Annotated in this window: 13 protein-coding genes; 3 read left to right on the top strand and 10 right to left on the bottom strand. The window is 71.8% G+C overall.

Translation table 11 applies throughout. From position 1 onward, the window contains the following. Positions 1-192: 192 nt before the first annotated feature. The 8 genes from HNR14_RS10035 to HNR14_RS10000 form a co-directional block, all read right to left on the bottom strand. Complete coding sequence (locus HNR14_RS10035; RefSeq protein WP_179700922.1) at positions 193-1,413, bottom strand: acyl-CoA dehydrogenase family protein; 1,221 nt, start codon at positions 1,411-1,413, stop codon at positions 193-195. After that, positions 1,410-2,600 carry an acyl-CoA dehydrogenase family protein gene (locus tag HNR14_RS21365; RefSeq protein WP_179700921.1) on the bottom strand — a complete coding sequence of 397 codons (1,191 nt, stop codon included), beginning with the start codon at positions 2,598-2,600 and terminating at the stop codon, positions 1,410-1,412. The genes HNR14_RS10035 and HNR14_RS21365 overlap by 4 nt, the downstream gene beginning before the upstream one ends. Next, positions 2,597-3,958 (bottom strand): LLM class flavin-dependent oxidoreductase, encoded by a 1,362-nt coding sequence (locus HNR14_RS10025; RefSeq protein ID WP_179700920.1) that lies wholly within the window; start codon positions 3,956-3,958, stop codon positions 2,597-2,599. The genes HNR14_RS21365 and HNR14_RS10025 overlap by 4 nt, the downstream gene beginning before the upstream one ends. Positions 3,959-3,992: 34 nt before the next feature. Next, positions 3,993-5,609 (bottom strand): dipeptide ABC transporter ATP-binding protein, encoded by a 1,617-nt coding sequence (locus HNR14_RS10020; RefSeq protein ID WP_179700919.1) that lies wholly within the window; start codon positions 5,607-5,609, stop codon positions 3,993-3,995. After that, on the bottom strand, positions 5,606-6,511 hold the full coding sequence (locus HNR14_RS20860; RefSeq protein ID WP_179700918.1) for an ABC transporter permease: 906 nt from the start codon (positions 6,509-6,511) through the stop codon (positions 5,606-5,608). The genes HNR14_RS10020 and HNR14_RS20860 overlap by 4 nt, the downstream gene beginning before the upstream one ends. A gap of 37 nt (positions 6,512-6,548) precedes the next feature. After that, entirely contained in the window at positions 6,549-7,532 is a 984-nt protein-coding gene (locus tag HNR14_RS10010) for an ABC transporter permease (RefSeq protein WP_179700917.1), read from the bottom strand. Beyond that, the gene (locus HNR14_RS10005) at positions 7,529-9,169 is read right to left on the bottom strand and encodes an ABC transporter substrate-binding protein (RefSeq protein WP_179700916.1); all 1,641 of its coding nucleotides are present in this window, start codon (positions 9,167-9,169) and stop codon (positions 7,529-7,531) included. Before HNR14_RS10005 ends, HNR14_RS10010 begins: the two co-directional genes overlap by 4 nt. Before the next feature lie 162 nt (positions 9,170-9,331). Beyond that, positions 9,332-9,898 carry a flavin reductase family protein gene (locus tag HNR14_RS10000; RefSeq protein WP_179700915.1) on the bottom strand — a complete coding sequence of 189 codons (567 nt, stop codon included), beginning with the start codon at positions 9,896-9,898 and terminating at the stop codon, positions 9,332-9,334. A 145-nt stretch (positions 9,899-10,043) separates the two neighbouring features. On the opposite strand from HNR14_RS10000, the gene HNR14_RS09995 reads away from it, so the two are divergent. Then, positions 10,044-10,181 (top strand): hypothetical protein, encoded by a 138-nt coding sequence (locus tag HNR14_RS09995; protein WP_021762429.1) that lies wholly within the window; start codon positions 10,044-10,046, stop codon positions 10,179-10,181. Positions 10,182-10,194: 13 nt separating this feature from the next. Here HNR14_RS09995 and HNR14_RS09990 read toward each other — a convergent pair whose 3' ends face one another. Continuing rightward, complete coding sequence (locus tag HNR14_RS09990; protein ID WP_179700914.1) at positions 10,195-11,181, bottom strand: diacylglycerol/lipid kinase family protein; 987 nt, start codon at positions 11,179-11,181, stop codon at positions 10,195-10,197. A 99-nt stretch (positions 11,182-11,280) separates the two neighbouring features. Between HNR14_RS09990 and HNR14_RS09985 the strand changes: the two genes are divergently transcribed. Beyond that, the gene (locus tag HNR14_RS09985) at positions 11,281-11,427 is read left to right on the top strand and encodes a hypothetical protein (RefSeq protein WP_179700913.1); all 147 of its coding nucleotides are present in this window, start codon (positions 11,281-11,283) and stop codon (positions 11,425-11,427) included. Between the two features lie 144 nt (positions 11,428-11,571). Further along, positions 11,572-11,907 (top strand): DUF7882 family protein, encoded by a 336-nt coding sequence (locus tag HNR14_RS09980; protein ID WP_179700912.1) that lies wholly within the window; start codon positions 11,572-11,574, stop codon positions 11,905-11,907. 67 nt (positions 11,908-11,974) lie between these two features. Here HNR14_RS09980 and HNR14_RS09975 read toward each other — a convergent pair whose 3' ends face one another. Next, a complete protein-coding gene (locus HNR14_RS09975; protein WP_179700911.1) occupies positions 11,975-19,471 on the bottom strand; it encodes a DUF5979 domain-containing protein in 7,497 nt (2,498 codons plus the stop codon). Positions 19,472-19,603 lie beyond the last annotated feature (132 nt).

The raw sequence follows: 19,603 nt of genomic DNA, 5'->3' as shown, positions 1-19,603 counted from the left end.
CGTCCACGCTAGGTTTCGATTCTTCCGCCCTCAATAAGAAATCGAGGGCCATTGATCGAGGGAGGCTATCGATCCCGGGTCGCCGACGCCTATGACGGGCAGCGACCCGGGATACGACAACGCTAGGTCGGCGGCGGAAAGCGGATCAAGCGGCACCCGCGCCCGCATTGATAGGTTCCGCCTATCAGCGCGTCAGCGCACGCCCGAGGGTGTCGGAGCCTCCCCGTTGAGCACGTACCGGCCCACCTCGTCGCGCTTGTAGGCGACGGGATCGTGAAGCGAGATCGTGCGGACGTTGCGCCAGAAGCGGTCCAGCCCGTACGCGGCCGCGGTCGAGCGGGCGCCGGTGTACTCGAAGATCGCGCTCGTCACCTCCAGGGCCGTGTCCGTCGACACGATCTTGGCGCTCGCGATGATCTCCGCGACGGCCGCCCGCTGCTCGGCCGTGACCTCGTCGCCGAGGGCGTAGAGCCAGTCGAGCGCGTGGATCGCGCGCTCGACCAGCGCGGACACGGCCTGGACCTTCGCGACGAGGGTGCCGTAGCCGGCGAGGATGTACGGCTCGTCGCGGCCGCGCTCCACCGTCGAGTGCAGCGCCGGGCGGGTGTGCTCGCGCGTGTAGGCCGTGGCGGCCTCCAGCGCTCCCTCGGCGATGGCGAGGTGGAGGATGCCGAAGGTGAGCTGGAAGTGCAGCACCTGCACCGACTGCCGCGCCTCCTGCTCCCGGATCGGCCCGAAGCGGCGCAGGATGCGCGACTCGTCGACGCGCACGTCGGCGAGGGTGATCGACTGGCTGGCCGAGAGGCGCTGACCGAGCACGTCCCAGTCGCCGCTGAAGGTGATGCCGGGCTGCGCCGGGTCGAGCTCGACGACGGTCATCCGGTCGCCGTCGCGCAGAGTGATCGCGAAGAGGCGGTCGGCGACGGGCCCGCCGGAGGCGAATCCGCTGTCGCCGGTGATGACGAACCCGTCGCCGTCCGGAACGATCGGCGGATACCCGGACGCGCGGTTGTTGCCGGGGCTCGCCCAGAGCCAGCGGCCGGCGGCGCTGTCCGCGAGCGCGCGGCGCGACTGGTCGGTGTCGAACGACTGGATGAACCGCAGCCAGACGTAGTGGTAACCGAGGATGTGCGCGATCGAGGAGTCGGCGCGGGCGACCAGCCGGACGATCTGGGCCGTGACCGTCCACGGCACGCCCGCCCCGCCGAACTCCACCGGGATACCGATGGTGAGCAGGCCACGCTCGCGCAGCAGCTCGATCTCGGCGGTCGGGAGGCGGTTGCCGCGGTCGCGTTCGAGCGCGTCGTTGGCGAGGAGGCCGGCGACCTCGCGCGCCACGGCGATCCACTCCGCGTACCGGTCGTGGTCGCCGCCGATGTCCGACGGATCGGGCAGGAGGTCGAAGCGGCTCATCGGGTGCCCACCACCCAGGCGTGCGTCGGCGCGGTGCCGTTGAGCAAGTGGTCGCCGACCGTGCGCTGCTTGTAGATGCCGGGGTTGTGCACCGAGATGGTGCGGGCGTTGCGCCAGTGCCGGTCGAGCGTGCGGTCGCGGTCGACGGCGGAGGCGCCTCCCACCTCGAAGAGCGTCGTCGCGGCGCCGAGCACGGAGTCGACCACGGTGCTGTGCGCCTTCGACGTGGCGAGCTCGGCGGCATCGATCAGGTCTTCGACGGGCTCGCCGGCGGTGCGCGCGGTGGCGACCGCCTCCAGCGCATCGGCGGCGGCGAGGACGACGGCGTCGGCGGCGAAGGAGGCCGCGGCCAGGCGCCCGACGACCTGCTGCACGAGCGGGTCCTCCCGGGGCAGGTCGGCCTGCGCGTGGCTGAAGACGCGCGTGCGATGCTGCACGTAGTCGACGGCGTCCGCGACGATCGCACGCCCGATGCCCGCGAGCGAGGCGAGCAGCACCTGCTGGTAGAACGCGATCATGTAGTGCGGGGTGCGGTCGGCGTACCAGAAGACGTCGTCCCGCTCGACGGCGACCGCATCGAGGTGGGTCGTGCCGGAGGCGGTGAGGCGCTGGCCGAAGCCGTTCCAGTCGTCGACGAGCTGCAGGCCGGGATGCGTCGCGGACACCACGGCGAAGGCCCGCTCGTCGCGCTCGTCCGAGACGCCGATCGCGAGCCAGTCGGCGTAGAGGCTGCCGGTGCTGTAGAACTTCGTGCCCGTGATGGTCCACTCGTCGCCCGCGGTGTCGAGGCGGGTGCCGGTGGCGCCGACCTTGCCGCCGCCGATCTCGGTCACGGCGTTGCCGAGGATCGCCCCGTCGGCGACGCGCCGCAACCACTTCGCGCGGGCCGGGCCGTCGGGATCGATGAGACGCTCCTCCACCATCCCGAAGTGGGCGCGCAGCGCCTGCGGGAGGTTCGAATCGGCCGCGCCGAGCTCGATCAGCAGATGGATGAGCTGCGACACCGACGCCCCCGCGCCGCCCTCCTCGACCGGCAGACGGACCGCCCCGAACCCGGCCGCGGCGAGCGCACGGACCGCGTCGTGGGCGAGCGTGCGATCCCGCTCCCGGTCGGGCGCCCCCGCGGCGATCTCGGCGAAGAGCGGGCGGAAGCGCGCCGCGAGCTGCTCGTACGGCACCGCGGTCACGCCTCACCGCCGAAGGCGCCGCGGTAACGGGAGGCCGGGTGCCGCTCGTCGAGGTGGTCGCGGCCGAAGAGCTTGCGGCGCAGCGTGCCGGGCGTGTACTCCGTCTGTGCGAGCCCGCGTCGCTGCAGTTCGGGCAGGACGTGGTCGATGAACTCGATGTAGGAGCCGGGGATGCGCCAGTTGACGACGTTGATCCCGTCCACCCCGGCGCGCTGCCACTCTTCCAGCTTGTCCGCGATGGTCTCGGGCGTGCCGACCAGGCGGCCCCGGCTCAGGAGCACCTTGCCGAGGTCGGCGACGGTGGCCTCGCGGTCGGGCACCGAGCGGCGCAGCCACTCGAGGATGGACTGGCTGGCGTTGGTGTGGATGTCCTTGAGCTGCGTCTCCGGCGGGTAGGGCGTGCCGTCGGGCCGGGTGCCGAAGTTCATGTGGGTGAGGTAGCCCTCGAGGCTGGCGTACTCGTCCAGCTCGGCCTCGGCGCGGCGCGCCTCCTCCTCCGTCGAGCCGATGACGAAGCTGATGCCCTGGAAGAACTTGATGTCCTCCGGGCGGCGGCCCGCCTCGACCGCGAGACGGCGGGTCTCGACGATCGTCTCGGCGGCGATCGCCGGAGTGGGCGCGGCCAGGAAGACGGCCTCGGCGTTGCGGGCGGCGAAGGCGCGGCCGGCTCCGGAGGCGCCCGCCTGGTACAGCAGGGGGGTGCGCTGCGGCGACGGCGACGGGAGGTGCGGACCCTCCACGCGGTAGCGCTCGCCCACGTGGTTGATCCGGTGGATCTTGGAGGCGTCGGCGTAGACGCCGCCCTCGCGGTCCTTGACGAGGGCGCCCTCGTCCCACGACCCCTCCCACAGCTTGTACGTCACGTCGACGTACTCCTCGGCCCAGCGGTAGCGCTCGTCGTGCTCGACGAGGCCCGGGAGGCCGAAGTTGCGCGCCGCGCTCTCCTGCGCGCTCGTCACGATGTTCCAGGCGATGCGTCCCCGGCTGATGTGGTCGAGCGTCGAGACCTTGCGGGCGAACGCGAAGGGGTGCTCCTGCAGCACGCTGCTCGTGAACGCGAAGCCGAGGTCGCGGGTGTTGACGGCGAGCGCCGACAGCAGCACAGCGGGGTCGTTGCTCGGGATCTGGAGGCCCTGGCGCGCGTTCGGCGTGTAGTCGCCGTCCGCCGGTCCGTACACGCCGACCACGTCGGCGAAGAACATGGCGTCGAACAGGCCGTCCTCGAGCCGCTTGGCCAGGTCGATCCAGACGTCGACGTCTTCGAAGTCGGTCTGCCGGGAGTCGGGGTGGCGCCACTGGCCGTGGTTGATGTGCGACGCGGTGTTCATCACGAAGGCGTTGAAGTGGAGGACGGACATGGATTCCTTTCGGGGGTGCGGTGCGCGGGGGCCGTCAGCGGACGAGGCGCGGGGCTGCCTCGAGCAGCGCCCGCGTGTACGGGTCGGCGGGCGACCGGAAGATCTGCTCGGCGGATCCCGTCTCGACGATGCGGCCGGCGGACATGACGGCCACCTCGTCGCTGACGTGCTGGATGACGCCGAGGTCGTGCGAGATGAAGAGGTAGCTGAGGCCGAGCTCGCGCTGGAGGTCGTCCAGCAGATCGAGCACCTGGGCCTGCACCGAGACGTCGAGCGCCGAGACGGGCTCGTCGCAGACGATGATCTCGGGGCGCGGCGCCAGGGCGCGCGCGATGGCGACCCGCTGGCGCTGCCCTCCCGAGAGGTGCAGCGGGCGGCGGCGCAGCACGGTCGAGGGCAGCCCCACCTCGTCGAGCAGCCGGGCGATGTCCGCGGCCGCCGGACCGGGCCGGGACCCGAGCGCCTCGGCGAGGATGTCTTCCACCGACAGGCGCGGGTCGAAGGAGCCGAGCGGGTCCTGGTAGACGGCGCCGATGCGGTGCCGCTCGCGCCGGCGGTCACGCTCGGAGGCGGCCGTCCACGGTGCGCCGAACAGCGTCACGGCGCCCGACTCCGGCTCGGTGATCCCGAGCGCGACGCGCGTCGCGGTGGTCTTGCCGGAGCCCGACTCCCCCACGAGCCCGAGGGTGCGGCCCCGGTGCAGGTCGAAGGAGACCTGGTCGAGCACGAGCCGCGCCGTGCCGTCCGGGTTGCGGTAGTGCTTCACCAGGTCGCGCGCCTGCAGCACGACCTCGGCGGGCGCGGCCGGCGTCGCGGCCGCCTCACGCTGAGGAGGCGCCGCCTCGCTGAGCCGTGTGCCGCGCGGGCGGTCCGCCGGCACGGCGGCGATCAGGCGGCGCGTGTAGGCGTCGCGGGCGTCGAAGAGCACCTGCTCCGCCGGACCGTGCTCGACGATCTCGCCGCCGTTCATGACGGAGATGTCGTCGGCGACCCGGCCCACCACCGCGAGGTCGTGACTGATCAGGAGGATGGCGGTGCCGCGCTCCTTGAGCTCCTCCAGCAGTGCGAGGATCTGCTCCTGCACGGTCGCGTCGAGCGCCGTCGTCGGTTCGTCGGCGATCAGCAGGGGCGGCTGCAGCGCGATCGCCGAGGCGATCAGGGCGCGCTGCCGGAGGCCGCCGGACAGCTCGCCGGAGCGCTGCCGGGAACGCTGCGCGGGCTCGGGGACGCCGGCGGAGGCCAGCAATTCGAGCACGCGCTCGCGCCGCTTCGCCGGGGAGAGGCGGGTGTGCAGGCGCAGCGCGTCGTCGATCTCGCGCCCGACGGGGCGCAGCGGGTCGAGGGAGACCAGCGCATCCTGCAGCACGTAGCCGACCTCCTTGCCGCGCACCCGGCGCAGGCCGCGGTCGCTGAGGCGCAGGATGTCGCGGTCGCCCACCGAGAGGCGGTCGGCCTCGGTGCGCGCCGCGGGACCGTTCAGCCCCACGATGCTGCGGGCGGTGACCGACTTGCCCGACCCGGACTCGCCCACGAGGGCGAGGCACCGGCCGGGCTCGATGCGCAGGTCGACGCCGCGCACGACCGGGGTGACGGCGCGGTCGGCGCGGAACCCGACGGTCAGCCCGCGGACGTCCAGGATGGGTTCGGTCACGGTCGTGCCTCTCTGACGCGCTTCTGCAGGGCGTGCCCGAGCACCGTCGCCGAGGCGGCGCTGAGCACGATCGCGATGCCGGGGAAGACGGTCAGCCACCAGGCGTTGCCGATGTAGGTCCGGCCCGCGGCGAGCATCGCGCCCCATTCGGCGGCGGGCGGCACCGAGCCGAGGCCGAGGAAGCTGAGCGAGGACGCCCACACGATTGCCTGCCCGATGCCGAGCGTCGCCAGCACGAACACCGAGGTGAGCACGTTCGGGAGGATGGTGCGGCGCAGGATGGTCGCCGGCGACCGTCCCAGCACCCGCGACGCCTCCACGTAGCCCGACCGGCGCACCGACAGGATCTGCGTGCGCAGGATGCGCGCGTAGCCGGGGGCCGTCGCCAGGCCGACCGCGATCGTCGAGGTGACCACTCCGGCTCCGAAGATCGCGATGAACACCAGTGCGAGCAGCAGACCGGGGAAGGCGAACATCACCTCGAGGAAGCGGTTCACGGTGAAGTCGGCGGCGCGGCCTCCCAGCGCGGCGAGGCCTCCGAGCACCACGGCCAGCACCATCCCGATCGCCGTGGCCGAGAAGCCGATGAGCAGCGACGGGCGTGCGCCGTAGATCACGCGGGTGTAGACGTCGCGGCCCGACTCGTCCGTTCCGAAGAGGTGGGCGGCGGAGGGCGCCTGGAAGGCGTCGGCCGGGGCGATCGCCAGCGGGTCGGCGTGCGTGAAGAGCTGGGGCACGAACACGGCCAGCAGGAGCACGAGCAGGATCAGTCCGGCGATCGTCTCTCCGGCGCGCGGCAGGCGCAGCCGACGGGCCCGGCGCGGAGCGGCGGGAGCCGGGACGCTGCCGGCGTCGGGCGCGGGCGCGATCGCCGGGCGGTCGGCGTCGAGGTCGATGGTCATGGGTTCTCCCGAGGGGGCCGGAGGTGCGTGCGGGCGGTCATCGCTGCACCTGGCGCAGGCGCGGGTCGGCGATGCGCTCCGCGAGGTCGCCGACGAGGGTGACGATGATGTAGACGAGCGCGACGACCAGCACGATCCCCATCACCAGCGGGATGTCGCGGACGAGCACCGCGCTGAGCAGGGAGCGGCCGAGTCCGGGGCGCGAGAACACGGTCTCGACGACGACGGCGCCGCTGATCAGGGAGCCGAACGCCCATCCCGAGAGCGCGATGCCGGGCAGCGCCGAGTGCCGCAGCGCGTGCCGGAGGCGGACGCCGGTCTCGCTCTCGCCGCGCGCCCGGGCGGACGTGACGAACGGGGCTTCGAGCGCCGCCAGCATGGACTCGCGCATGGACTGGCCGAGGAACCCGGCGAGCGGAAGCGCCAGCGTGATGACCGGGAGCACGAGTCCCGCCGGCCCGGGCACGCTGGTGGCGGGCAACCAGCCGAGCGTCGCGCTGAAGACGATGATCAGCATCGTGCCGAGCCAGAAGTGCGGCACGGCCGCCGCCGTCACCTCGAGCACGGTCGCGACGCCGGCGGCGATGCGGCCGCCGCGCGTCGCCCAGAGCGCGAGCCCGATCGCCAGCAGCCACGCGACGATGAGCGACACCGCCGCGAGGATGAGCGTGTTGCCCAGCTGCTCGCCGATGAGGGTCGTGACCTTGGTGCGCAGGGCGTAGGAGGTGCCGAGGTCGCCCGTCGCGAGCCGGCCGATCTCGGAGAGGTACTGCTGCCACAGCGGACGGTCGAAGCCGTACTCCGCCCGCACCTGCGCGAGGGCCTGCGCGGTCGCGCGCGAACCCGGACCGCCGAGGACCGCCTCCGCCGGGTCCCCCGGGATCAGCCGGATCCCGAAGAACGTGACCGTCGCCACCGCCCACAGCACGAAGACCGCGCCGATGGCACGGCCGGCCGCCCACCGCGCGGCGCCGAAGCGTCGCGCGGCGGGTGCACCGGCCGGGGCGGCGACGGCTGTCACTTGTCGAGCCAGGCGTCGTAGAACGACGGCAGCGTGAGTGACGGGAGGAAGCGGATGCCCTTCACGTCGGCCCGGTAGCCGAGGCGCGTCTGCTGGTCGTAGATCGGCAGCGTGACGTTCAGGGCGGCGATCGCGTCCTGCGCCTTCTTGTAGAGGGCGGCGCGCTGGGCGTCGTCGGTGGTCGCCTCCGCCTGCGTGAGGTACCCGTCGATCTCGGGTCCGAGGTCGCCCGCGTTGTTCGAGTGGTAGCCGTTCACCGTGGTGGAGGTGGCGTTCTTCGACCAGTAGATGATGCGCAGCACGTCGGCCGAGTTCTTCGTGTAGTAGATCGGGATGGCGTCGTAGTTCCAGGCGTAGTTCTGGCTCCACCAGCCGGCCGAGTCCTGCGGGTTCAGCTGCACGTCGAAGCCGACCTTCTTCGCGGTGGCCTGGAACTGCTCGTACACGGCCTGCGACAGCGGCACGAAGACGGTGGTCGGGATCACGACGGTGAGACGCTTGCCGTCCTTGACCCGGTAGCCGTCGCTGTCGCGGGCGCTCCAGCCGGCGGCGTCGAGCAGCTTGCCCGCATCCTTCGGGTCGTACTTCACCGAGACGTCGGAGACGCCGTACCGCGTGGAGGTGCTGAGGAGCGACGTCGACCGGTCGACGGTGCCGAGGTAGACGCTCTTCAGCGCGCTGTCGACATCCAGGGACTCGAAGAAGGCCTTGCGCACGCTCGCGTCGTCGAACGGCGCGCGCGTGGTGTTCAGCGTGAGCTGCACGGGGGCGCCGGGGCGGGAGCCGATCAGGACGGCCAGCGCGGGGTCGCCCTTCGCGGCGACGGCGTTCTCGGGCTGCAGCGTGTCGATCACGTCGGCGTCGCCGCTCTGCAGTGCCGCGAACCGGGCGGACGCGTCGGGCACGAACTTCCAGACGATCTTGTCGAGGTAGGCGGCTCCGGTGTGAGCGGCGCCGGGCGGGGGCGTCGTGTAGTGCGAGTTCTTGACCAGCGTGACGTTGTCCTGCTTCGTCCAGCTCTGGACGACGAAGGGGCCGGTGCCCACCGGGCTGACACAGTTCTCCTCGAGGGAGCGCTTGATCGCCGTCGGCGACTCGATGGGCAGCCAGATCTGCGACAGGGATTCGAGCAGGGCGCTGTCGGGGGTGCTCAGGTTGATCCGCGCCGTGGTGGCGTCGACGATGTCGACGCCCTTCACCGCGTAGAGCGCCAGCCGGCCGGTCGTCGACTGGGTGGAGCCGTCGACCACGCGCTCGATGTTGGCCTTCACGGCCTCCGAGGTGAGCGGGGTGCCGTCGGAGAACGTCACGCCGTCGCGCACGGTCACGTCGACGCTGAGCCCGTCGGCCGCGACCTTCCAGCTCTTCGCGAGCCAGGGCTCGATCGTGCCGTCCTTGTCCTGGTAGAAGAGCGTCTCGAGGTACTGGGAGGCGAGGAGCGCCTGGGGCACGTTGCCGCGGTTCGCGGAGTCGAGGCACGGCGGCTCGTCGTCACCGGTCGCGTAGACGAGCGTGCCGCCGGTCTTGGCGGTGGCCGCGGTGCTGTCCGCCGCGTCGCCGCCTGCGGCGCAGCCGCTGAGGAGGGCCGTGCCTCCGACGAGCGCGATCGCCGCGATCAGGGTCTTCGTGATGCGCAAGGTCTGCCTTCCTGTAGCAGTGCGGGGGTCTCGGGGGTGCAGGCACCGATCCTGCAAGGGATCCCGCGCGGCGGCGTCATCGCATTACGAACGTTTCAACTTGTGTCCGTCGATGAAGCGGCGATATGGGATGACGGACGTGATCTTGTAAGGTGCGCGCGCTCAGAGCTCGATGCGCGAGGCATCGCCGAGGCTGTGCCAGGTGCGGTTGTGGTAGACCAGCGGCGCCGCCTCCCCCTCCGGGACCTGCGCCTGCAGCGCCTGGACCGCCACGATCGTCGATGTGCCGGCGCTCATCGTGTCGACCACCCGGCCGCGGATCCACGAGTGCGCGGCCGGGAAGTACGGCTCGCCGGTGATCAGGCGCGTCCAGATGCTCGTGTCGGCGAACCGGTCGATGCCGCTCGTCGCGCACAGCTGCGCCAGGTCGCGCTGGCCCTCCGCCAGCAGGTGCACGACCACGTGCTCGGCCCGCAGCAGCGTCGGCGCACTCGACGACTGCGCCGACACGGAGAAGACCAGGAGGGCGGGCTCGGCGCTCACCGAGAAGACGCTCGTCGCCGTGAGGCCGACCGGCCCGTTGCCGTCGTCCGCCGTGATCAGGGCGACACCGGCCGCGTGGTTGCGGAACGCCCGTTTGAACTCGTCCGGGCTCAGGCCGACCGAGAAGCCCGCGCGGCGCGAGCCCTGGTCGGAGTCCTCGGTGCTGATCGCCTGCGCATCGCTCATGACGGCTCGTCTCCTCGTTCGCGGTCGGTGTCCGGAACTGCCCATCGTCGTCGCGCGACCGTCCCGGCACGCCATTTCATTACGCGCTCTTACGGATCCGCGAGAAACTGTCTGCACACGCACGACTCGAGAGGGGAACGACGGCATGAGCAGAGAGAAGCGCCGGGAGGCCGCTGCCGCAGAAGCGGAGGCCCAGGCGGAGGCCGCGATGGAGGCGACCGAGACCGACGACTCGGGCGTCGACGCGGACGAGACCCTGGAGTCGGAGGAGGAGCCCGGCTGAACCGGGCGGCCGCTCAGCTCTGCGGCACGCGGATGGTCAGCGCGCTGTGCTCCACCCGCAGGTGCACGGCGATGACCGAGCCGTTGGGGTCGCCGTCGAGCTGGATCTCCTGCGGCTCGCGGAACCGCACGCGGAGGGTCTTCGCCTGCGCGTAGAGGATGGCGCGCGGCTTGGGCGTCAGCCGCCCGATGAACCGGCCGAACCGGGTGCGGTGCAGCACGCGGTTGAAGGCGAGGCGGTAGCCGATGTTGGTCCAGCCTCCCCCGCCCTTCGGCCGCATGACGACCGCGTCGAGCAGGCCGTCGTCGATGACCGCGTCCGGGATGAGCAGCATCCCTGCCGTCAGGCTGCCCGAGTTGCCGACGATGACCGTGTGCGCCCGCATCTCGACGTCGGGCTTGTCGTCCAGGCCGTAGGTCATGTCGAACCGGCGATTGCCGAGGATGCTCCGCGCGATGGGGTCCGAGTAGGCGAGCCAGCCGATCCGCTTCTTCAGCTTCTGGTTGGTGTGCGCGGCCATGTGGGCGTCGAGGCCGATGCCGGCCATGACGAGGAACGCACGTTCTTCGCTGTCGCCGCCGTCGCGCTCCAGCCGGGCGAAGCCGAGATCGACCGGGCGGTCGTCCCCGTCGAAGGCGGTCGCCACCGCCGAGCCGAGGTTGTTCACCGGGAGGCCGAGCTCGCGGGCGAAGAGGTTGCCCGTGCCCGAGGGGATGACGCCGATAGCGATCCCGCTGCCGGCCAGCACGGCGGCTGCCGCACGCAGGGTGCCGTCGCCGCCCGCGACGACGATGAGGTCGGGGGAGGAGGCTGCGGCGCGATCGACGGCCGCCCGGCCATCGTCGTCGGCGCTGGTCTCGAACCACTCCGCGGCGGCCCAGCCGCCCTTCGCCTCCTGCGCCGCCACGGCGCTCTGCAGCGCGGACATCCGCACCTTGGTGGGGTTGACGACGACGGCCGCGCGCCGCTGCCGCGACGCCCCCTCGATGTCAGCGCTCATCCGCCCAGGCTACGCGGGATCGGCCGTCCCGCGCCTCCACACGAATGGGACGGGAATACAAGGGGCTCGGCGGCCGGCTAATCCGAGTTGACTCGGAGCGTGGATATCTTCGTCTGGGTCGTCGTCCTGCCGCACGAGCTCGCGCCCGAAGTGTGCGGCGTCTTCTTCGAGCTCGCGGAGGCGGAGGACCTCGCCATCGGACTCGACGCCGACGCGGTCGTCGATCGGGTGCTGCTGACCACCTGACGCCCCGCCAACCTGGGAATGCGGTCACGCACAGCCCGTTCCCCCCATGCGAGGGTCAGACTGTACCCACACCCTCCGGTTGACGTGGAGCCTCGTTCGGCACCGACCCTTCGCCCCCTTCCGGACCGACCGAGGAGGGCCGCCATGGGGTACATCAGCCTCGATGGGCACGAGACGGAGTTCGACGACCGGACGCTCGCGCATCTGCACCTGGTCGTCATCAACAAGCTCCGCAAGGGGCAGAGCTTCGCCATGTCGTGGCGGGACACCCCGCAGGACGGCGGTGGGCGCACCAGCGTCTGGGTTCATCCGAACAGCCGCGTCCGCTTCCACTTCATCGGCTCCCGCGCGGTCGCCCTCAACCGGCAGTGGCTCGCGCAGCTCGCCGAATCGGCCGACAGCTCGCGCGGCCTCATCGTGTACCGCGAGGAAGGCGAACTCGCTCAGGGGCGTGGCGATGCCCACTCGCTGACGCGCTGAAACACCGCAGCGGCGGGACGAGGGGTGTCGCCCTCATCCCGCCGCTGCGATGTCAGCCGTTCCGGTCTCAGCCGTGCCGGGGGCGGCGGCGCAGGCGCGTCGCCACGAGTCCGCCGGCGCCGGCGATCAGCAGGCCGATGGCCCACAGCATCCCGGTGCGCTGGTCGGAGCCGGTGCTCGCGAGCCCTGCGGCCCGCGGCGGGTCGAGCACGACGGCGCACGCGACGCCGGCGTCGCCACAGCCGCCCTCACCGGTGGACGGCTCCCACGGCCCGGGCGGGGTGGTGACCGTCGCGCGGTTGGTGGTGTCGAGCGGCTCGTCCAGCACGGTGGTCACCGTGAACGTCACGGACTTGCCCACCGCGAGGGCCGGGATCTTCCAGGTCAGCTTGCCTGCCGACGCCGTGGAGAGCGGGTTGGTGCTGACCACGCGCAGGCCCTTCGGCAGGAGGTCGCTGACCGTCGCGTCCACCGCGTCGATCTGGCCGTCGTTGGTGACGACGATCGTGTAGACGATCGTGTCGCCCACGGACGCCGAGGCCCGGTCTGCGCTCTTCAGGATCGAGAGGTGCCCGATGTCGAAGCGGTTGGTGACCGTGACCGTGGCGACCGAGCCGGCCGGGATCGCGACGATGCCGTCCGCCGGGTCGAGGGTCGTCTGCGTGGCGAGGCCCGCATCCGTCTCCTCGACCGAGCAGGAGGCGCCGGCGATCAGGTCGTCGATCGTCGCCGTGTAGCCGTTCGCCTTCGAGAGGGTCAGCGTCCCGTCCGTGCCGAGGTCGATCGGCGTGGTCACGCCGTCGACATCGTAGGTGCAGGTCACCTGCATCGTGAACGGCCCGGCCCCGAAGAGGGCGACGCCGTCGCCGACGCGCTTCTTGTCGATGGTGAGCGACCCGGTGTCGAAGGTGTTGGTGATCGTGACCGCGGCGGGGGTGCCCGCCGGAACCGTCACACCCGCAGCCGGGGCGATCGCGACGGAGGTCGCGCCTCCCGTTGCCGTCTCGGCGGTGTCGCAGTGCGCGCCCTGGATGAGCCCGGTGACGGTGGCCTTGTAGCCGTTCGCGTCGTCCAGGACCACCCGTCCGGCGTCGGGCAGCGGGATGGTGAGCGTGACGCCGTCCTTGACCCAGGTGCAGGTGAGCTGGGCGGTGAACGGACCGGAGCCGTAGGTCGCGGCGCCGTCACCGGTGCGGACCTTCTCGATCGCGACGGAGCCGGCGGAGAACGTGTTGGTCACGTCCACCGTCACGTTCTGCACGCTGCCGTCGAGGGCGCCGGGGATGGTGACCGAGGGCGTGTCGACGGTGCTGTCCGTCGCGCCTCCGGTCGCCGTCTCCGTCACATCGCAGACGGTGCCGGCCGGGTACACGCCCGGGACCGTCACGGTCTCGCCGCCGCGGATCGTCACGTCACCGTCGAACAGCGTCTGGTCCCCGGCGTACACGCAGGTGGCGTGGACGGTGAAGGGGCCGTCGCCGTAGTCGCCCGCGGCGTCGCCGTCGACGGTCTTGGTGATCGTCAGGGTGCCGGCCGCGTAGTGGTTCGTCACCAGCACGGTGTCGCCCTCGGCGGCGTTCGTGAGGGTCACGGTCGCGGTGTCGCCGGTCGTCTCCGCCGCGCCGTCGAACGCGATGCCGACGTGGTTCGGAGCGGTGGCGGCGCCGTCGGCGTCGGTCTCGCTGACGACGCACGTCGCGCCGATCGGCAGGCCGGTCACGGTGCGCGACGCGCCATCGGCGAGCGTGAAGGCCGCGTCGCCCGCCGCGAGCGGGATCCGCGTGCCGAGGGCGCTGGTGCAGACCAGCGTCATCCCGAACGGCCCGAACGATCCGGCGGTCGCCGCGGTGTCGACGTGCTTGGTCACGGTGAGCTGCGTGGTCGCGTAGTCGTTCGCGATGGCCACGCTCTGCCCGGCCGGGACGGCGGCGGTCGCGTCGGCCGCGGTCGCGATGACCACGCTCGACGGGGTGACCGTGCGGCTGGACTCGCCGTAGGAGCCGTCCGCGCCGTGCTCGGTCACCGCGCAGGAGGAGCCGACCGGGATGCCGTCGATGCGGGCTGTGTAGCCGCCGGCCTTGCTCAGCGTCACCGAGGAGGCGCTACCGAGATCGACCTTCACGCCCTCGATCGTGCACACCACGTCGGCGACGAAACTGGTCGGAGCGTACTGGGCGGCGTCTCCCGTGATCGTCTTCGTGATCTGCAGCGGGCCGCCGGTGAGGATGACGCCGGACTTGATCGGCTCCTGCGGGCCCGCGGGCTGCGATCCCGACACGTAGGTCGGGTAGAAGCCGAACGAGTTCCAGGCACGCACGCCGGTGACCGGGGCCGTGACCGGCGCGCGGTCGTCGCCCGCCTGGGTGGTCGGGACGTTGGTCGTCGAGTACGTCACCTTCAGCGAGCCGCCGGCCGGGAGCACGGCCCCCGGAGCGCCGCTGAAGTCGAAGACCAGCTTGACCGCGGTGACCGAACCCGGGTCGACGGTCGTGCCGACGACGCTCGACGGCAGCCACGATCCCGCCGGGCACGTCCCGGCGCCGGGAGTGATCTCCTTGGTGCAGGGGTTCGCGGAGGTGGTGACGAACCAGTCCATCCGGCTGCCGTCCTCACCGCCCGAGGTCTGGAAGGCGATGTCGCCGTTGAACCGCGGGGTGTAGACCGAGCCGCGCTGCGACGGGTCGACCACGCCGACGTCGCCCGGGTACGGGAAGACGTCCACGGCCGTGAGGCCCTTGGCGGCGACGTTCCCGCCGTTCACCATCTCGAGCTTCCAGTGGTCGGTGTCGCCGATCGCGCTGACGGCCGCACACGGGTACCGGTAGTAGCCGTCCGCGTCGGAGGTGCAGGGCACGGCCGGGTTGTTGATGTTCTGCGCAGCGCCGCTGTCGGAGCGCACGCCCTTGGAGGCGGTGAACGAGCCCTGCGAGAGGGTCGTGACGACATTGCTCGTCGAGCACGTGTTGGCCGCGAAGGTGACGGTGCGTCCGTTGCCCGGGTTGAGCGCGGTACAGACGCCGGCGGTCAGCGCGCGGTCGGTGCTCACGCCGAAGCGGTTGGTCGCGACGGTGGCGGGCGCCAGGCCGGGCTTGATCTGCAGCGAGATGGTGATGCTGTAGGTCTCACCGGGGGCCAGCTGGGATCCGGCCGGCCAGGTGAAGCGGATGGTCCCGGCGGCCGCATCGTAGGCGCGGGTCACCTTGGTCGCGTCGGTGGGCAGCGTGCCGCCCGTCGACGTGCTGTACACCGGCACGTTGGTCGGAACGAAGAGCAGCGAGCCGTCGGCCGGCAGCGTATCCGTCACGACCGGGTTGGGCAGGTAGCCGGTCCCGGTGTTCTTGAACCGCAGGGTCCAGTTGACCTCCTTGCCGGAGGCCGCCTGGCCGGGGCTCGTCTTCTCGACCGCGATCGCGGCGGTGCCGGGGTTCACCGTGAAGGTGGCGGTCGCCGTGGCGCGCGTGGCCTTCACGTCGTTGTAGGAGGCGTCGGCGAGCACCGTGTCCGTGATGGTGCCCGCGGCGGTCTCACCGGGCATCGGCGTGGTGACGGCCGTGGAGGCGACCGGGCCGGAGCCGTCGCGCAGCTGCGAGCGCAGGCTCACGCTGAGGCGCACGTTGTCCGCGTTGTTCGAGGCGGCGAAGCTGGTGCCGTCCGCCTTCGTGAAGGTGAAGCGGAGGCCGGTCACGTCCGCCGCAGCGACTCCCGAGGGGAGCGACGCGGTCGCGATGGTCGTCGCCGTGCCGGGGTTCCAGGTCGCGGACGCGCCCTGGCCGGTCTGCGCGTCGATGGTCACGCGGTCGGCGCCGGTGGGCACGTTCGGGATGGCGAACCCGGTCAGGGTGAACGCGTTCCAGAAGGTGGGCGTCGAGTCCTCGATGACGAGCGACTTCGGCGCGAGCGTGCCCGTGGCGCGGGCCCGCAGGTTCACCTGGATGGGGTTGGTCGGGCTCGCCTGCAGGGTGCTGGTCGGCGTGAACGTCTTGGCGGTGGCGACCTGGAGGTTGCCGTTGGCCAGCGTCACGGAGGCGCTCTGCGTGTCCGTCGCCTGGACCGTCGGGTAGACGTCGTCGTGGAGGGCGCCGTACACGGTGTTGACGAAGGTGCCGGCGGTGGGCGCGACGCCCGTGGCCCGGCTGGTCGGCCGGAGCTGGGTGGTCAGGGTGACGGTGGCCTTCTGGCCCGACGCGATGGTCGCGCCGGTGCCGTCGGTCCCCTGCGCGTTCGTGCCGCGGAGCAGCACGCTGACGCCGACCACGTCGGCGAGCTGTGCGGCGGTCAGCGCGGGGGCCTGCGCGATCGTGTGCGTCGTCGTCGACAGGGTCCCGTCGGCGGCGCGGTGCAGCAGCGAGACCACGCTGAGGGAGGTCTGCACGCCGGCCGCCGAGCTGAGGTCGACGGCGATCTTCGTCAGGTTCAGCTTGTCCAGCGGGTTGGCGGCGGGGTCGTAGGCTCCGAAGACGCACGGAGCGGTGGTGGCCGCGTTGGTGCAGTCGATCGGGTCGTTGATCCGCAGCTGCCAGGTGCTGCTGGTGGAGGTGTTGGCGATCGTCGTCGTGTAGACCGTGGTCGGGTAGGAGGCCGCGGGCACGTCGGGCTGCGGGATCACGAGCGACGTCGGGTTCGCGGTCTTCGTCACCTTGGTGGTGAAGGTCGGGTCGATGATCGTGACGTGGTCGTCAGCGGTCCGCTCGAACGGGTCGCCGGTGACGGGGATGCCGCGCACCAGGACGGTGTTGTCGACCGCTCCGGCCGAGCCGGCCATGTTGTACTCGCGCGTCCCGGTCACCCAGTCGGTGGCGGTGCTGTTGCGCACGGCGTTCCGGAGCTTCAGGGCGAGGTGGATGGTGCGCGCGTTCGCGTTCGCGCCGGGGAAGGCTCCGGCGGAGGCGCTGGCGACGCCGCTGCCCACGGTCGGCGCCATCGGGTCGCCGGTCGCGGCGATCGCTGCGGCGCGGTTCGGGCTCTCGATGAACGTGAGACGCACACCCTGGGTGGAGCTGCGCTCGGCGGCGGTCAGCGTGTAGCCCGGGAAGGTCCCGTCACAGGCGTTCGCGGTGGTGCACGCCTTGGCGGTGATGTCGTTCCAGGCGGTGCCGTCGAACAGCTCGACCTTCGAGACCTTGTCGTAGCGGATCAGCGGGTCGAAGGTGGCGCCTCCCGTGGAGGTCGGCGTGATCGCGTCGATGCGCGTCAGGTCGAACGCCTGGAACACGCTGCCGGTCAGGGGCGACGGCGTCGCCGGGTCCTGCACGACCATCGAGCCGATGCCGGTGGTCTGGGTGCCCCAACCGAGCGTGACGCCGGTGGTGACACCGGACTGCGCCTGCAGCACCTTGGTGCCGTCCCACGCCTTGCTCGCCATCAGCGGGCCGGGGCCGCCGTCGGTGGCCTGGACGTTCGCGGTGGCGCAGGAGGTGGCGGGACGGCTCGTGATCGTGGTGCCGCCGTTCACACTGCCGCTCGCGCTGCTCACGGAGCAGTTCTCGTAGGCGGTCAGCGCCGGGTAGGTGCCCGGGTTCGTCGGGGCGTTCGTGTCGCGGAGCTGGCCGCGGGCGACGAAGACGATGCCCGGCTTGACGTTGGTGGCCTGGCCGAATCCGGCCGGGTCGGTGAAGGTGAAGCGCAGGCCGCGCACCTGCGAGTGGGTGGTGCCGCTGGGCAGCACGCTGTCGAGGACGGCCGAGTAGGTCTTCGCGCCGGAGGTCGCATCCACCGTGGAGAGCGTCTTCCAGGTGGTGCCGTCGGTCGTGTACTCGATCGTCAGCGTCGAACCGGCCGGCACCGAGGTCGGCGCGATGGCGGTGGCGTCGAAGGCCTGCCAGTAGGGGGCGGACGCGGTGTCCTGCGGCTCGCTCACCACGATGGTGTTCGGGCGGACGGAACTGGTGCCGGTGGGCGTCTGCGCCGAGAGCTGGACGAGGCTCGCCCCGCCAGGGATGACCGTCTGCGGCGTGATCGTCTTGGCGAGGGACAGCATGACCTCGGGGAAGTACACCTGCAGGTCGGCGGTCGCGGTGTCCGCGTCGGTGCCCGCGGCGTTGGTGCCGGTCACGGTCGCGGCGTTCGGGTAGGTGACGAAGCCGGAGCCTGCGGGGCCCGCGTTCGTGGTGGTGCCGACCGCGAACGGCAGCTTCGCCGTGGCCCCGGTGGCGATGGTCCCGGTGTAGGTGACCTGGAACGCGGTGATGTACTGGCCGGCCGAGAGCGTCGGGGTCGCGGGCAGGCCGGAGGCGGAGGTGAACGTCGAGTCGGCCGGCGCCACTCCCGAGTTGACCGACCACGAGACCGTGGCACCGGTCGCGCCGTCCGGCCAGGCCGCCCCGGAGGCGAAGCCGGCGAAGGAGATCTTGTCGGAGAAGAACGTGCCGGTGCCGGGCTCGCGCACCGACAGGCTCGTCAGCGGACCGGTGGAGGTGTTCGTCGCGGTGAGCGTGGCCGTGGTGGACTGCCCGGCGGGCAGCTGCTGGACGCTGAAGCTCTTGTCGGCGGAGACGCTCACGGTCAGCGGCGCGATCTCCTGCGATGCCGTGGCCGGGGCGGAGGTCGCGTTCCCCTTCGGAGTCGTGACCGCAGCGGTGATGGAGTTGACGCGGGTGCCGCCGGCGACGAGGGTCGCCCCGGTGCGCCTGTTCGTCGCGCGCTGCGCGAAGACGACGTCGGCCGAACCGTTCGCGCCCGGCGCGATGGCGGCGCCCTGCGACGAGCTGAAGACGAGCTTGAGGCCGATCACGTCGGCCGGGTTCACCGTGGAGGCGAGGGCGGGGACGGTGCCCACCGGTCCGGCGACCTCGCCGCCGGCGGTGACCGCGACGGCCTGCACCTGGTCGGCGCCCGCGGGGAACGTCACCGCGCCGAAACCGGCGAAATCGTAGAAGTCGAAGACGCCGCCGGCGACCGACGGGTCGCCCGGCTCCGCGATGGTGAGCGCGCTCGCGGCGATGTTGGAGGCGCTGGTCGCCTTCAGCGTGGCGGTGGACTGTTCGCCCGCGTTGTACTGCGTGGCCGCCGGCTTCCAGGTCTTGGCCGCGGTCGCGGCGAGCACATCCGGGACGTGCACGACGACCGGGGCGGAGGCCTGGACCGTCGCCGCGTTCTTCGCGGTGAAGGTCGCCGTGTTCGTCAGCGTCTGGCCGTCGTACGACTTGGCGATGTTGTCGGGCACCTTGACGACGAGCTGGACCGTGCCGGTCGCACCCGCGGCGAGCCCCGTGCTCGCCGGCGTGGTGTTGGGGACGACGTCGCCGAAGACGATCTTCATCGTGCTGCCGTCGAGCGACACGGCGCCGCTGCCGCCGACGACGGTGGGGGTTCCAACGATGGTCAGCGGGGCCGGCAGCGGGTCGGTGATCGTGGCGTCGACGCACCCGGTGGTCGTCGACGAGCAGCCGAAGTTGAGGGTGTAGACGAACTGCTGGCCGGGCGTGACATCCGTGACCGTCGTGGTCTTCGACAGGTTGAGCACGCCGGAGCCGAGGTCGTCTGCGTTGGCCGCCTGCACACCGATCACGGAGGAGCCGAGCAGCACCAGAGCGAGTGCGGCGGCGACGCTGACCGGTGTCCGCAAGGCCAGTCGGGCGGCGGAGTGACGGCCGCGCGGGCGCACGAAAATAGACCGGATTCGGGTAAGCAAGACGGGTCCCCCAGGCAGGACGAAGGATCCCAGTCCGCATCGGCAGCGTCGTTCGGGTGGATCGAC

Source organism: Leifsonia naganoensis, assembly GCF_013410615.1.
In the GTDB taxonomy this organism is placed as follows: Bacteria; Actinomycetota; Actinomycetes; order Actinomycetales; family Microbacteriaceae; genus Leifsonia; species Leifsonia aquatica.
Note: the sequence above shows the minus strand (reverse complement) of the source record. Positions and strands in the feature narration are given on the sequence as shown.

Excerpts from the sequence above, each read along its gene's own strand:
- HNR14_RS20860 (WP_179700918.1), bottom strand. The coding sequence starts at position 6,511 with ATGACCATCGACCTCGACGCCGACCGCCCGGCGATCGCGCCCGCGCCC.
- HNR14_RS09990 (WP_179700914.1), bottom strand. The coding sequence starts at position 11,181 with ATGAGCGCTGACATCGAGGGGGCGTCGCGGCAGCGGCGCGCGGCCGTC.
- HNR14_RS10025 (WP_179700920.1), bottom strand. The coding sequence starts at position 3,958 with ATGTCCGTCCTCCACTTCAACGCCTTCGTGATGAACACCGCGTCGCAC.
- HNR14_RS09980 (WP_179700912.1), top strand. The coding sequence starts at position 11,572 with ATGGGGTACATCAGCCTCGATGGGCACGAGACGGAGTTCGACGACCGG.
- HNR14_RS09995 (WP_021762429.1), top strand. The coding sequence starts at position 10,044 with ATGAGCAGAGAGAAGCGCCGGGAGGCCGCTGCCGCAGAAGCGGAGGCC.
- HNR14_RS10035 (WP_179700922.1), bottom strand. The coding sequence starts at position 1,413 with ATGAGCCGCTTCGACCTCCTGCCCGATCCGTCGGACATCGGCGGCGAC.
- HNR14_RS10000 (WP_179700915.1), bottom strand. The coding sequence starts at position 9,898 with ATGAGCGATGCGCAGGCGATCAGCACCGAGGACTCCGACCAGGGCTCG.